This is a genomic window from Candidatus Dependentiae bacterium (assembly GCA_016191325.1).
Classification (GTDB): domain Bacteria; phylum Babelota; class Babeliae; order Babelales; family JACPOV01; genus JACPOV01.
The window spans coordinates 773,804-787,478 of record JACPOV010000008.1 but is presented as its reverse complement, the minus strand read 5'-3'; the positions used below and the strand labels follow the sequence as shown (position 1 = coordinate 787,478).

The following is a 13,675-nucleotide window of genomic DNA, read 5'->3' as shown; positions in this document are numbered from 1 at the left end:
CGATGCATTTTTTCATAGAAGCGACACAATCACTATCATTGCATTGCTTTATATGATTTTGGCAAGCAGTGATGCATTTTCTGCACGCATCGATACATTCTTTGCATTTTCTTATGCACATATCAGCGCTTGCTTTGCATTCGCCTTTTTTCCCTATTATGCATTCATGGCAATCTTTGCAGCATTTGGCACATTCTTCACATGCTTTTATACAGGCATTACACGCATCGGTACATTCTTTAGACATTTTACAGGCCATTGGAAACCCCTTAATTGAGATTTATTTTACTAATTATGGATTTGATTGCTCAAAGCCTACTTAATTACTATTTCCTGCTATTTACATTCTTCTTTTAATTGAATCTGCCAATTCTTTACAAGCTTCTACGCATCTTTTACATTCTTCTACGCAATCACGGCAGGCAGAAGAACATTCCTTGCAGTCGCGAGAACATTCGTTACAAGAACTTGTACATCGTTTGCATTCTTGAGTACACTTTTTGCAGTCGCTGCTACATTCTTTACAATCAGAAGAACAGGTTTCGCAAGCCTTTGTACATTTTTTGCAAACTTCAGTGCATTCTTGCATAGCTTTTTCTAAACGATTATATGAAGCTTCTTGAGCTTGCATTAATGATGGAACAAAAAAAATAGATAATGCTAATGAGTAAGCGAAATTGTTGATATTCATTTTTTCCTCTTTTGTTTTATTACTTTTTATTATTAGATTTTGAGCAACCACAAAAAAAGTATCATGGGGGGGGGGGTAGTCAATAGTTTTATCGTATACTTTTTCAAGTATATTAAACAAAGGTGCGCTTACTTATTCAATTCTTTTGATAAAAGCACCAATACATATGCGCCTACTGCCATAACAATATCGCGTACAACAACATCATAGTGTCTCATAATATGATCATAGCCTTCATGCGTATGCGATCCCATTGAAATTAAATTAATGCAAATTATGAGTAGCCATGCTGCAATTATATATCCGCCAATGCGTGGTCTAATAAAAACCACTAATCCCATTATAATTTCTATAACTCCGATAGTATGCATAAATGCTTCTGGAGTTATATTTAATAATCTGGGGATGGCAAGATTTAAGTAGATATACCAATCAGCTAAAAAATCAAAGTACTTATCTAATCCAGTAATAATGGGTAAAAATCCATAGGTATAATAGAGTAAATACCATGCTCTTATTATATTTGATCTTTTGTTATCTATAACCATCCCTTACTCTATCAATTATGCATTAATACAAGATATTTCATGATTAGCGAACTCATATGGTTCTATATTTTTACCATATGCTCTTTCAAGCTTATTAAAAGCAATATGAAGATTGTAATATTTTTCTATCAATTCTTGCTCGGCCTTGTAAAGAGTTAATTGAGATTCCAATGCGGTAAGCATGTTAAGCTGCATGGTATTGGCATAGGTATAGGTATAATCGATAGCCTTTTCATATGATGGGATAATAAATGTATTGTAATAGGCTATTTCTCTTTTTTCTTTATGTACCGCGGTGAGCTCTTTACGCAACTCTTCTTGAATTATTATTTTTCTATAGCGCAATTTCTTTTTTGCGCGCTCGAATTCAAATTCTGCTTTAGCAATTTGGGCATAATTTGTATCAAATAAAGGAATTTCGAAATTAATTGCCGGTCCCCACCCGCGGAATGGCTTATCAAAATCTTGCTTGAACCCTATGCCAATATTAACATCTTTCCATACACTCGCTTTTTCAAAGCGTATTGTATCTTCATAGCGTTTGATTTTATAACGAGCAATCTGCATTTCTGGCCGATATTCAAGCGCATATGATTCAAGATCAGATAAAGAAGGTATTGTTATCGAATCTAAAATAGTATCAGTAAGAATAATTTCTTTGCTCGAGGGAGTTATGCCTAATAATTGCGTCAAATGAAGATAGGCTCTTTTTCGTTCTTTTTCATATTCTGTAATAGCTGTTTGCACTATTGCTACTTGTGCGTCCACATTATATTTATCAAGATCGTTAGAATACCCAAAGCCTTGTCGATAATAGATTTCTTCTCGGAGTTCTTTAGTAAATGATAAGATGATTTTTTCATTTTCAAGTTGTAGATCAACTTTTACACATGCATCATAGGCGGATTTGGTATTTTCTACAATATCAAGAATACCGGTAAGTATGCGAAGAGTAATGATTTCTAATTCATCTTCAAATATTCTTTTGCGCAAGGGAACTTGCCATAAATCAGAAAGCTTGCCCGTTGTTATGCTTTCAATATTAGTCTGAGCGGTTCCGGGGCCCTGGCTTGCGGTCGGAAATCTAAAAACATTTTGAGTTTGGGGATTGGTATACAATCCTGCCTGAATCAAATCGGCTTTGGCTATGCCTAATTTTGCAAAATCTGCTTGCAACGAAGGATTGTTCATTAAAGCCGTTTTTACTGCTTCATTACGGCTTAATCCATTAGTAATGGTAGCTCTAATAGTGCATTCCATATCGGGATATTTGTTATAACTATCATAAATAATTTCTGAGCCGGTAATTTCTTTGGTGGTCCTTTTTAAACGATTAAATTCTTGCGCGATCGGCACTTTATAACAACCGGGTAGCAATAGAATAAAAAATAGTAAAAGAGCAATCATTGTTTTGATTTCCTCCTACCATCAGTATCCCTTACAAGATCTAATTCATCCTGCTTTGGATGTCGCCATGGTGCATTGGGATCTTTGGGCTCAACATACACAATGGTGAACATGCCACCATGCCCCATAATCGGCAGAGGAACATCACCATGATCATTCATAATATGGTGCAATTTATGGCAATGGAGCCGCCATAGCCCAGGATTCCACGCGACAAATTCAACATCACGAGTAGTTCCGGGAGCAACATTAATGGTATTGCCCGGCCATTGTGCTGATTGAGGAATGGGGCCACCCTCAGTTCCCACTACTTTCCATGTATAGCCATGGATGTGAATGGGATGGCTCATCATGATAACATTTGCAAATCGAATTCGTACGCGCTCTCCTTGCTTAACCTTAATCATAGGAATGCTCGGCGCTGCAAATCCATTAAAAGTAAACCAATTAAAATCCATGCTCACCAGATCAGGATCTTCATTGCCCGGCCGAATCCTCCATTGCTGCAAAAATATTGCAATGTCGCGGTCAATTTTATACTCATAATTTTTGGGATGGATTATTAGCATTCCATGCAATCCATAATCATCTTGCTTCATCACATTAAACCCCGAGTGATACATCAGCGTTCCTGATTGATACAAGGTAAACTCATAAATAAATGTTTCACCCGGCAATACCGGCCTATTAGTTTCAGGGGTTGCACCATCTTGATCATTGGGAATCTCTAATCCATGCCAATGAATAGAAGTTGGCTCAGGAAGTTCGTTTTTAAAAATAATGCGAACTCTATCTCCCTCATTCACTTCAATGGTAGGGCCCGGCGTGGATCCGTTATAGCCCCAGGCTCTTATTTTCTGCACAATAGGACTATGATGATGGGCATGCTCTAATTTATTTTTTTTTGGTATCAAAGCATCATATTCTGCCGGTTTGCGTTCATCAACAATTGTTTTTTCAACCGGCTGCGCAATGAGATGGAATACTTTAACGTTTCCATCCATTTCATATCCTAAAGGTGGAATCCCGAGTGTCTGGACAACGCCCATTTGCTTGCCCATTAATGGCGGGGGCGGAGAAAACTTTATTTTTGGATCAGCCCAAGAATACGCAAGCTTAGGCGGTCTTTTTTTTGTTTCTCTTTTTTTTAACCCGCATGGTGATAGTACTTGTTGTTTTTTTTGAAAAGAGGTTTGGGGATAAGAAAGTTGATGGGGAATAATTAATGCCGGCTTTTGTTGATGATGCTGAGCCCTAATCAAGCATGAAGAAAATAGTAAAGAAATAAAAAGTAAGTGATTCATATACTCTGATTTTTTTTATTGATATTCGTTATTCAAATTATGTTAGCATGGTTGTGTATTATAACAAGTAGAAAAAAAGAGTAGTTTATTTAGCTTAAGGATTAACGTATGAAATATAGTAACCTGTTTCTTATGGCAGCATTATCTTTTATATCGATGTATATACTCATGTATATAATGGTGAATGAATTTGCCAATGTGTATTCAAATTTAAATCAGCTGTATATGGCAGGAATAATGACAATCCCAATGATATTCATCGAGTTGCTTCTCATGCGATCGATGTATGATAACAAGAAATTAAATGCTGTTATTAGTATAACGAGCATGACCATATTTATTGCATTAATACTATTTATCAGAAAACAAACAGCTATAACAGATAGCCAATTTTTAAAATCAATGATCCCGCATCATGCCTCAGCTTTATTAATGTGCGAACAATCTTCATTGCAAGATCCTGAAATCAAAAAGCTTTGCAAATCAATCAGTTCTTCGCAACAATCTGAAATTGATTTTATGAAAGCAAAATTAAAGGCTTTAGAAGCTAAATAATCAGCTTTAAAATAAAATCTTCCAGTCACCCAACTGTAACGCCACCCCCCGGTGCCGTTACAATTATTACACGATTAATGCATAAAAAATGTTTTCTTACCAATAAACGGAATCTGCTCAAGCGCGGTGCAAAAAAGAAAGAATCTCTTAATTGCAACATGCTACTTTTAGCAATGCTTTTCAAGAATCCATAAAGGGCAAATGCGCCGTTTATTTTTTCTCGCATTCAGAAGTGTGTGATCTTATTTCTTTGGATCCAGCATTCCCATTTTTGGGGATTTTTTTATCTATGCTTTTTCATGGTTATGCAATTTAAAATATTTTGGGATTCCGTTTGATGGCCGTGCCCGGCCCTTCGACTACGCTCAGGATAAACTCCGCTTTTGGCCCGGCCACGTCCGGCGAAGCCAAGGCGAAGACGGAATAGGCGTAGACTGGTTCGAAAAGAGCATCGAAGTGATAATCGTTTATTGGTTAGGTGAATAATTCAGTTAACTCGATCCAAAAGAGCTTATCGTTAATTTTGCAGCAGCTGCTGCAAAATTGGAAAAGCCGACATATAATAGATCAGTAGTATTGAAAAAAAACGCAGCAACCTTATTAGTCAATCTAAGATTGCTGCAAACAATATAAACGTGAGTTCATGGTATGAAAAGAGTCGTAAAAAAGCAAGATCATAAAAAAAAGAATGTTCCTTCCAAAAAAATATCTATCAAAGATTACGCTGAGACACTTGCAGATATAAAAAATAGAATTCAGAATGCTCAAGTCAAAGCGACTATGTCTGCCAATAGAGAGTTAATCGAGCTCTATTGGGAAATTGGCGAAATAATTAATGAGAAGCAAGAGAAAAATGGATGGGGATCAAGTACTATTGAAAAATTATCCAAAGATATTCAAAATTTATTCCCTGGAATGAGAGGCTTTTCAAGAGCAAATCTTTTTTATATGAAAGCATTTTGTCTTGCTTATCAAAAAGTCCAGAAGGCTTCTGGACAATTAGAAGACCTTCCTATTTTTAATATCCCATGGTGGCATAACGTAATTCTGTTAACCAAGCTGAAAGATAACGCTGAACGATTTTGGTATGCCCAAAAAGCCATTGAAAATGGTTGGTCAGGCAATGTATTAGAAATGAGAATTCAATCAAAAATATATCAACGAGAAGGAAAGGCTATCACCAATTTTAGCCAAACATTGTCAAAGCCTCATTCTGACATGGCTCATCGCTCGCTCAAAGATCCCTATCTTTTTGACTTCTTAGAACATACTGATGAACATCTTGAAAAATAAATTGAACGGGGGCTCATTGATCATATTCAAAAATTTCTCCTCGAACTAGGGCAAGGATTTGCATTCGTTGGTAGGCAGGTCCATTTATATGTAGGCGACACAGATTATTATATTGATCTTCTTTTTTATCTTCAAGTTACCGTGTTTTATTGTTGTTGAGCTAAAAGCAGGAAAATTTGATCCACGCGATGCGGGTCAAATTAATTTCTATCTACCAATCGGTTATTTGGTAAATATAGCCGATCGTTAATTTGCCGACTTGAAATTTTTCTTGAGCGAATGGTTGAGGAAATAGGTCATCTTTTTCTACATGTTCATAACGACCAAATATAATATGTTTTTCTGCACCGTTAAGCGTCGTTTCACGCAAAAAAGCATTGCTAGCAGACCCAGGATGTTTCTGATTTCTTCCCCAACAGCCGGTCCATTGCCATTTTATCGACCGCCAGACGATGTTGTAAGAAAGAGACGCAGTTGTTCTGGTGATGTTAATTGTCGGTTCAAGCTGTTCAGGAGATTTTAAAAAACCTGTACTTATCTGCGACGAAATATTTGGCGTTGCATTATAGGTGGCTCGTACCGAATAAGAATCAAAACGAGGACGCTCAATATCATAACGGTGTTGATCCGGTTCGCGACCGGTAAAGATTGAGGTATCTATTTTAAGATTTTGCCAAATATAGCCAGCGGTAAAAACACCAAATTGAACATGCGTCGAATCGAGCCAATGATGCGAGATTGGTGCTTCAGGATTATAGGTTCCGCTATAACGCATTAGATAAATCGGCGGACCTAGGGCTGGTTGTCCCGGCAATCCAAAATAGAAAAAAACCGAATGCTTTTGATTAATTTCAAACGTATTGACGATTGCAAGCTCATCAAATAAATCGTGCGGATGTTGGCGATCTATGAGCGGCGTTTCTCCGTTTCCCGGTTCTCCCGTTTGCAGTAATAGGCGGTAGCCTTTAGGGCCCATGAGCGGATCTAAAGAAAACATAGCGCGCAGCGCAAACGTATATCGATTTCCAAAATCGCGCTGTGCAGTTGCCATGAACATGCTGGTACTAAATAATTGGCTGCCCCCTCGCGGCCCTGTTTGGTGTGTATAGGCTGCGTTTAAAAAATCATGGGTCATAAAAAGCCATTTATGCGCTTCGAATTGTAACCCGTCAAGCGGAATGGACTCTGGTTGCCAATCGGTTCCTGAAATATCTCGCTCCATCGGATAGTAACCGTACATGCCATGCATTCGATGGTTCGCTTCAAACATATGCTGTTTCATCTTACGCAATGGGATGTAGGTTTCATGATGAGATGAATATGCATTCATTGAGAACATGAAAATAAAAAGAAACAAGTGCGCGATATAATTCATATCAATCTTTACGGTAAGAAATTATTATTCGTTATTTGCAGAACGATGATTATGAGTAAACAAAATACATATCAAAATTATTTATTTCCATCATTGAACCTATTACGTTGACTTTATTGAATAAAAAAAGAAAAAGGAAAAACTGAATGAATCTTAATAATTCGGACGCGCGTTCTTTGAGCACCATAAAAACGTTTACGCCTTTAATACTAATTCTGAGTATTATTATGTTTTTTACAATTATGCGTCGCTTTATCTATGGGTGGGATGCTATTGCAGCGATGAATGATTTTATGGGGAGTTTCTTTATTGTTTTTAGTCTTTTTAAAATCTACAATTTGCACGGTTTTGTTGAGGCATTCTCTATGTACGATCTTATTGCAAAACGATCGACCATGTATGCGTATGCGTATCCATTTATAGAATTATGTTTAGGAATCGCCTATCTTAATGGTCTTTTTCCGATCGCTACCAATTTGGCAACTCTTTTTTTCATGATAGTGGGAAGTATCGGTGTTGCTTACGAACTTGCGCAGAATAAAGAAATAGTTTGTGCATGCCTTGGCGCAGTTTTTAAATTACCGATGACCTACGTTACGCTCATAGAAAATATTTCAATGGCGATCATGGCGCTTTGTATGCTCCTTTACTTCTACCGATAAACTTTACAGCAATTTCTTGAATCGTTACGAGCTGCTTGAGTAGATTGGGAAAAAACAAAAGGAGTTAATATGAGAAAGTTTTTTTCTATAATTGTACTATGTGCGATCCTCACCTCGATGAATGTTTTTGGGATGGAGAACCCACAACCATCCGAAAACCCAACGCAAGGCCCACAAGTTCCTGCACCTGAACCAAAGCTTGAAGCGGAACCGATGCCAACAAAATGCCAGCTTTTAAAACAATTTGACTGCGTTGTTACGTCAAGGATGCCGATCCGTCCTGGACTAACAGAATTATTTCGTATTGCTCAATGGCCAGAATTTGGAAGTGATACCTTTGTACTCAGAGATCAAACTGATAATGCTGAACTTGACCGAAAAAAGCTTTATAGAGATGTGAGGCCGCATAAAAATAGTTTGATCCGAATTGCCGATTGTGCGGTTGACTTGCAAGTGGCATTAGATCAAGAAATAAGAGAACTTAATGAAAAGCCGTATGCAGTAAAAGGTAAGTATATCGCGAAGGGTTTTGCGCAAGCAGCATTTGGGTTGGGCTTCTTAGCATTTCTTGCTTATGATATTAAAAATTGTATAAACGGTGGATTAATAAGTCGCGAAGCATTATTTACTCAACAAACAGCGCATAACGGAGCAATCAAGACAGCGGCGTATGCGACACTTATAGGTGGCTCTATTTGGGGATTGAAAAATGGGTTTTCTAATCTCTACAAAGGTATAAACCTAGAGGAAGAACTTGCTCAAGCAAAAAATAATACTGACGATAATTTAGTTTGTTTAAAAACACTGATCGATTATAGAAAGCTTGTTCGATCTGAATTGCCAGAGAATGAAAAAACGCCTAAGGCAAAAAAACGAGTTAGGCTAACTACAAATAAGGGCAAAGAAGAAAAAGATAAGCCAAGTAGCAACCAATAACGAATTATGGGCCATTCTTTTGGGGATGGCCCATTACTCTTTTGGAGGTAATCATGCGTTTTTTTTTAGCGATTTTTTTTTCGGCCACAGCTTATCTTAATGCTTATGCAATGGAACAGCCCGTCCTGCCAACAAAGGCCAAAAAGCCTTTCAATGCTACAATCGAATCTTTAAAAATCGTAACGGATCTTGCAAAGAATCGATCCATTGTAAAGCCACTTGCGCAACTCATGCGTGTCGATGAGAATTCTTTAAGAAAATCTACAGTCGATGAGCTTCTGAAAATTAAAGACGCGCATGTTATAAAAACTGCTTACGCGAATCATGAAGGATTGATGGAGCTTCTAAAGAAAGAGACTCCAAATAAAGAAGAGCAAATTAATGCAAAAATGGATTATGAATTAAAACAAAAAGGTCGCTATGTGAGATGGCGTTTTTTGAAAGGTAGCATTCAATTTCTTGGCGCATTAGGCATTGGAGCGGTTTTATTTTATGATATTAAAAATTTTGGGCAAAGCTTGATCGCTCGCGAATTAAAACCCATGGATGCGGCAAAAATGGGATTTTGCTTTGCAGGTTTGGGCTTTGCATCGCTTTCTCTTTGTACGTCCGGATTAAATCGTATTAATAAAGCACTTTCGCATGAGAACTATTGCATACAGCAAAAAAGAATTGCCCTTGAAAACAGAGAAATCGTATATAAATTAGAAGATTTTAATTTTACCCGAAGCAATCCAGATACGCCACATCTTGGGGAAATTGAGTCAAGCAGCAACAGTGAATATGGAAGTAGCACGGAGGTTTACCCAAGTAATAAAGATACAACCAAAGATAAAACGAATTAACCTACTGCAAATTTTTTCGCTTTTTGAGCAGAACTGGAATCAGGGTGAGTAGACCCAGGCAAAGCAGCGCTGCAAAAAGATGCGGGGATAAAATATCTCGGGGTGAATTGATAGTGCATAATTGGCGGCCTGCAAAAGTGTAAATAACGGTTCCCGGAATAATGCCAATGGCAGTAGTCCACACAAAAGTGCTGAAGGGAATCTTCGTAAGCCCAGCAATGATATTAATCAAAAAAAATGGAAAAATAGGTATAATGCGCACCATCAGAAGATAATAACTCCCGTATTTCTTTAGTTCATCGTTAAATTTTTTTAGTTGAACAGAATAGCTGTTTTGCATCTGACGCCCCAATAAATAGCGTGTTGCAACAAAGGCGATCGACCCACTTATTGTTGCACTGATAATAATAAAGGATGTCGCTTTTAGGACTCCAAATAAAAAACCGCCAGCAAGAGCAAACATGGCAGCGCTCGGGGTGAGCATCGCAACAATAATATAAAGCAAGATATAGATGAGGCTTGCTTTGGTTTGGCTATTTTGCACTTGAATAAGCAGTTCTTCTTTACCTTCATTAAAGCATGCAAAGCTTAAATATGATGAATGTTGTGCGTAGTAGATTGCAAAGCTCATCAAAAAGAGAATAAGAAAAAGAGTGATTTTTTTTTGTTTTGAAATGATCATATTCTTTTCAAGATTTAGAATTTAAATTCACAAGTAAAGGCAGCTCGAAAATCAAATAGCGGTTGCAAGCCGTACCTATTCTGTGCAATAGGCACTTGAAAGCTTCCTTCCATTAAGAAATTTGCTCGCGTCCAACTCAAGAGCGGTCCAAAAAAAATAACTGCCTGGCCCGTATTTTTTAGTTTCTTTTTAAACAAAATATCCTGCTCATTTATAAGTGTAACAAACTGCATAATATAGTAAAAAGATTACAATGATTCTTCATCAAAATGCATGCGTCTACCAAATCCAAGCTCAAGATTTACTTCATTTCCGTTTTTAAATCCACGTTTGGTGGTCGTCGTAGCATGCCATGCAAGCCGCTGGCCCATGTACCAATCATGAGAACTATGAACCAGGGTAAATTGTCCGGTGAATCCGTATGCTCCCGTGCCGAGGTTGGGAATTTTTTTTACATTTCCAAGAGGAGCCGAAAAGCCAGCCATCACGTTTACTAAATAGGTTTTTTCCATAAAAATGTTTGCGGAAAGCTCTACGCGCAAATCACCGCTGCCGCTCGATTGACGTCCTAGCTTTTGGTAAAGGAAAATAATTGGCAGATTAAATCGAATTCCAATTCTGTCTGTAAACCCGTAGGAAACTGTTGTATCAAGAAATGCTAAAAGATCTTCTTTTGCTCGGTAATAAAATATTGTTTCTCGCACATCGGTGACTCCTGCTTGGCGCGGAATGGTTTTACCTATATCAGGAAGTATATCTTCCCTAATAGATCCGCCACTTGCGCAATTGGAGTGCCAATGAACGGTTGCGGCAAAAAAAAGTGCCACAAAGAATCTTTTGATAACTAGTTTACCAGCCGACCTCATATTAATTATTCAATTATTTCATCGCAACATTCTGCAGCTTCGTCGCATTTTGCTATGCAATCAAGAGTTGCATTCATGCAGCCTTCATTGCCAGTGCGGCATTCTTCAATGCATTTTTTACAACTATCAACTACTTCGTGGCAAAGCTGCATGCAATTATCATAAAGCGAGCGGCCAGCAAACGAGCCATCTTTGAGTTCTTGTTTGCACCATGCGATTGTTTGATTGCACGTTTCAATAGTAATCGACCATTGTTTAACAGCTTTTCCAACTGCCTCAGCGCATTCTGGTCCGTTACTCGTGCTGCACATATCCACGAGATCTTGGCAAGCTGTGATACAATTTTCACACTCAACAATTGTATTATTTAAGATTTCTTTGGATTGTTCCGTAAGTTTAGGCATTGATCTACTCCTTTTTTGTTTACCATAATTCAAGAACGCTTCATTCGTCAATCACTTGGATGCGCTGCGCATCTTGTATTTTGAGTAGGCTCTGAGGTACAGTGAAATCGATTACAATTAAAAGGAGAAGGCGATGAAGAAGCTGATAAAAATCGCGCTGTTAAATTCGTTTTTTTTTATAACCACTTTATCTTATGGAGATTTTCAACCTCTGTGGACTATTGTTGGTGCAGGGCCAGCGGGCCTAGCAGTGCTGGGGTTGCTTATGGATCTGGGAGTTGATCCTGATAAAATTGCTTGGATCGATCCTGAATTTGATGTTGGTCGGCTCGGCCAGTATTATTACACGGTGCCTGGAAACGCGACCACAAAAATGTACATCGATTATTTGAGCGCATGCAATACATTTCAGCAGTGCGCGCCAGAAGCACTTGATGAATTGAAAAAGCTTGAGCTGACGGCCGCATATCCGCTGCATGTGATTATCGATCCTCTCAGAAAAATTACCGAATGTTTAAAAACAAAAGTTCATGCAATTCATGACAAAATTAAATCGCTTCATTTTGATAATGAAACATGGCATGTAGCGACAGAAAATAATCATTTTGACTCGCATTATGTAGTGCTTGCTACCGGTTCGCATCCGAAGGAATTTGATTATCCAGTTGCGCATAAAATTCCTTTAGATCTTGCACTTAATAAATCTTTTTTGGCGCAGCATGTACGAAGTACCGATACGATTGCGGTAGTAGGAAGTGCTCATTCTGCAATGCTCATTTTAAAATTTCTTTCTGAGTTGCCGGTTGGCAGAATTGTGAATTTTTATAAGAATCCGCTCGTCTATGTTATTGATCATGGTACGTGGGCGCAGCACCAACAAGCGGGATTGAAAGGTACAACTGCAGAGTGGGCAAAAAATGTGCTCGAAAAGAATCCACCTGCAAATTTAGTCAGAATTTTTAATACGCCGGAATCTCTGGAAGCTTGGTTGCCGATATGCAATAAAATTATTTACGCTGTTGGTTATGAGCCGAATCAATTACCCCCAATCAATGGTAAAACAGAACTCATCTATGATGATGTCTCCGGAATCATAGCGCCTCGCTTATTTGGAATAGGGATCGCATTTCCTGAAAAATATTCGTATCCAGATGGAAGTACGGAATATCGAGTTGGGCTACGTTTCTTTATGGAATACGCGCAACGCGTTGTTCCAGAATGGATGACGAAAAAAGCGGCTCTAAATAGATTCGCTTCGTTTGAATCGCTCTTCATGATCGATGTGCTTTAATTAAATTTGCATAAACGAACGAGGCGTTGCAAAAAGGCAACGCCTCGTAGTACTTAAAAACAGGAGGATCCATGCTGGATGGGCTTAAACGATTTTTGTATACCTATGGCCTCTTGCTGAGAGGATCGCTTCGAACAACGATTCAAGTTATTTACGGAGTTTGGAAAATATCAAAGTTACCACAACCAATAGTCACAGTTTTTGGGGGATCTCGCCTTGCGCAAGATACCATTTATGCGCGCCAAGCGCATCTTTTAGCACATAAATTAATCGAACATGAATTATCGGTTATTACAGGAGGCGGCCCTGGTATTATGCAGGCAGCAACTTGCGGAGTTCGAGCCGAAACTTCAAAGGCGAGAACGCTTGGAGTGCTAGTACGAGGATTATCGGATGCTGAGCCAGGGAATGCATGTTTAATGGATGATTATATTACCACTGATTATTTTTTTGCGCGTAAATATTTACTAATTAATTACTCGGTTGCATTTGCCGTTTTTCCGGGCGGATTTGGGACGATGGAAGAATTAACTGAAATATTAACCTTAATGGAAACAAAAAATTTATCAGTTGCTCCGATTGTTTTGATTGGTACCGAATACTGGAAACCGTTTGTGGCTTGGCTTAAAGACTATAGTTTAAAAGAAAAATTGATTACGCAAGAAGAGCTTAATTTTATTAGAATGACCGATGATCTGGACGAGGCGCTTAAGTTTCTACAGCATGCGAGTCATGAGAACACAGATTTGCTGAAAAAAAAGAAGAGAATTCGTGAAAAATAAAGAAATTCCTAATTGGAGGCCGGTTGTAACTTGG

Annotated in this window: 18 protein-coding genes; 10 read left to right on the top strand and 8 right to left on the bottom strand. The window is 38.2% G+C overall.

The features are described from left to right. The first annotated feature begins 52 nt into the window (after window positions 1–52). On the top strand, window positions 53–277 hold the full coding sequence (locus tag HYX58_04295) for a hypothetical protein (protein MBI2775197.1): 225 nt from the start codon (window positions 53–55) through the stop codon (window positions 275–277). A gap of 63 nt (window positions 278–340) precedes the next feature. Here HYX58_04295 and HYX58_04290 read toward each other — a convergent pair whose 3' ends face one another. From HYX58_04290 to HYX58_04275, 4 genes are read right to left on the bottom strand one after another with little or no spacing between them, the layout of a single operon-like run. Further along, entirely contained in the window at window positions 341–811 is a 471-nt protein-coding gene (locus tag HYX58_04290; protein ID MBI2775196.1) for a hypothetical protein, read from the bottom strand. An 8-nt stretch (window positions 812–819) separates the two neighbouring features. Then, complete coding sequence (locus tag HYX58_04285; protein ID MBI2775195.1) at window positions 820–1,239, bottom strand: hypothetical protein; 420 nt, start codon at window positions 1,237–1,239, stop codon at window positions 820–822. A 15-nt stretch (window positions 1,240–1,254) separates the two neighbouring features. After that, a complete protein-coding gene (locus tag HYX58_04280; protein MBI2775194.1) occupies window positions 1,255–2,646 on the bottom strand; it encodes a TolC family protein in 1,392 nt (463 codons plus the stop codon). Next, on the bottom strand, window positions 2,643–3,950 hold the full coding sequence (locus tag HYX58_04275) for a copper oxidase (protein MBI2775193.1): 1,308 nt from the start codon (window positions 3,948–3,950) through the stop codon (window positions 2,643–2,645). Before HYX58_04275 ends, HYX58_04280 begins: the two co-directional genes overlap by 4 nt. Before the next feature lie 132 nt (window positions 3,951–4,082). Here HYX58_04275 and HYX58_04270 point away from each other — a divergent pair, with 132 nt between their 5' ends. From HYX58_04270 to HYX58_04255, 4 genes are all read left to right on the top strand, one after another. Then, a complete protein-coding gene (locus HYX58_04270) occupies window positions 4,083–4,505 on the top strand; it encodes a DUF305 domain-containing protein (GenBank protein ID MBI2775192.1) in 423 nt (140 codons plus the stop codon). 648 nt (window positions 4,506–5,153) lie between these two features. Continuing rightward, on the top strand, window positions 5,154–5,798 hold the full coding sequence (locus HYX58_04265; protein ID MBI2775191.1) for a hypothetical protein: 645 nt from the start codon (window positions 5,154–5,156) through the stop codon (window positions 5,796–5,798). Continuing rightward, window positions 5,799–5,957: a DUF1016 family protein gene (locus tag HYX58_04260; protein ID MBI2775190.1), complete on the top strand. Its 159-nt coding sequence runs from the start codon at window positions 5,799–5,801 to the stop codon at window positions 5,955–5,957. Beyond that, complete coding sequence (locus tag HYX58_04255) at window positions 5,911–6,048, top strand: DUF1016 family protein (protein ID MBI2775189.1); 138 nt, start codon at window positions 5,911–5,913, stop codon at window positions 6,046–6,048. Before HYX58_04260 ends, HYX58_04255 begins: the two co-directional genes overlap by 47 nt. On the opposite strand, the gene HYX58_04250 is transcribed toward HYX58_04255, so the two are convergent. Then, a complete protein-coding gene (locus tag HYX58_04250; protein MBI2775188.1) occupies window positions 6,010–7,173 on the bottom strand; it encodes a hypothetical protein in 1,164 nt (387 codons plus the stop codon). The two genes, HYX58_04255 and HYX58_04250, sit on opposite strands and share 39 nt — an antisense overlap. Window positions 7,174–7,319: 146 nt before the next feature. Here HYX58_04250 and HYX58_04245 point away from each other — a divergent pair, with 146 nt between their 5' ends. From HYX58_04245 to HYX58_04235, 3 genes are all read left to right on the top strand, one after another. Then, window positions 7,320–7,835, top strand: a complete 516-nt coding sequence (locus HYX58_04245; GenBank protein MBI2775187.1) for a heavy-metal-associated domain-containing protein — start codon at window positions 7,320–7,322, stop codon at window positions 7,833–7,835. Window positions 7,836–7,904: 69 nt separating this feature from the next. Next, entirely contained in the window at window positions 7,905–8,771 is an 867-nt protein-coding gene (locus tag HYX58_04240; GenBank protein MBI2775186.1) for a hypothetical protein, read from the top strand. A 53-nt stretch (window positions 8,772–8,824) separates the two neighbouring features. Next, window positions 8,825–9,616, top strand: a complete 792-nt coding sequence (locus HYX58_04235) for a hypothetical protein (protein ID MBI2775185.1) — start codon at window positions 8,825–8,827, stop codon at window positions 9,614–9,616. A 1-nt stretch (window position 9,617) separates the two neighbouring features. Here HYX58_04235 and HYX58_04230 read toward each other — a convergent pair whose 3' ends face one another. The 3 genes from HYX58_04230 to HYX58_04220 form a co-directional block, all read right to left on the bottom strand. After that, window positions 9,618–10,298, bottom strand: a complete 681-nt coding sequence (locus HYX58_04230; protein ID MBI2775184.1) for a TVP38/TMEM64 family protein — start codon at window positions 10,296–10,298, stop codon at window positions 9,618–9,620. A 248-nt stretch (window positions 10,299–10,546) separates the two neighbouring features. Next, window positions 10,547–11,125, bottom strand: coding sequence for a hypothetical protein (locus HYX58_04225; protein ID MBI2775183.1), 579 nt, complete (start codon window positions 11,123–11,125; stop codon window positions 10,547–10,549). A 44-nt stretch (window positions 11,126–11,169) separates the two neighbouring features. Further along, window positions 11,170–11,568: a hypothetical protein gene (locus tag HYX58_04220; protein ID MBI2775182.1), complete on the bottom strand. Its 399-nt coding sequence runs from the start codon at window positions 11,566–11,568 to the stop codon at window positions 11,170–11,172. Window positions 11,569–11,701: 133 nt separating this feature from the next. On the opposite strand from HYX58_04220, the gene HYX58_04215 reads away from it, so the two are divergent. Next, a complete protein-coding gene (locus HYX58_04215) occupies window positions 11,702–12,859 on the top strand; it encodes an FAD/NAD(P)-binding protein (GenBank protein ID MBI2775181.1) in 1,158 nt (385 codons plus the stop codon). Between the two features lie 71 nt (window positions 12,860–12,930). Then, a complete protein-coding gene (locus tag HYX58_04210; GenBank protein ID MBI2775180.1) occupies window positions 12,931–13,641 on the top strand; it encodes a TIGR00730 family Rossman fold protein in 711 nt (236 codons plus the stop codon). Window positions 13,642–13,675 lie beyond the last annotated feature (34 nt).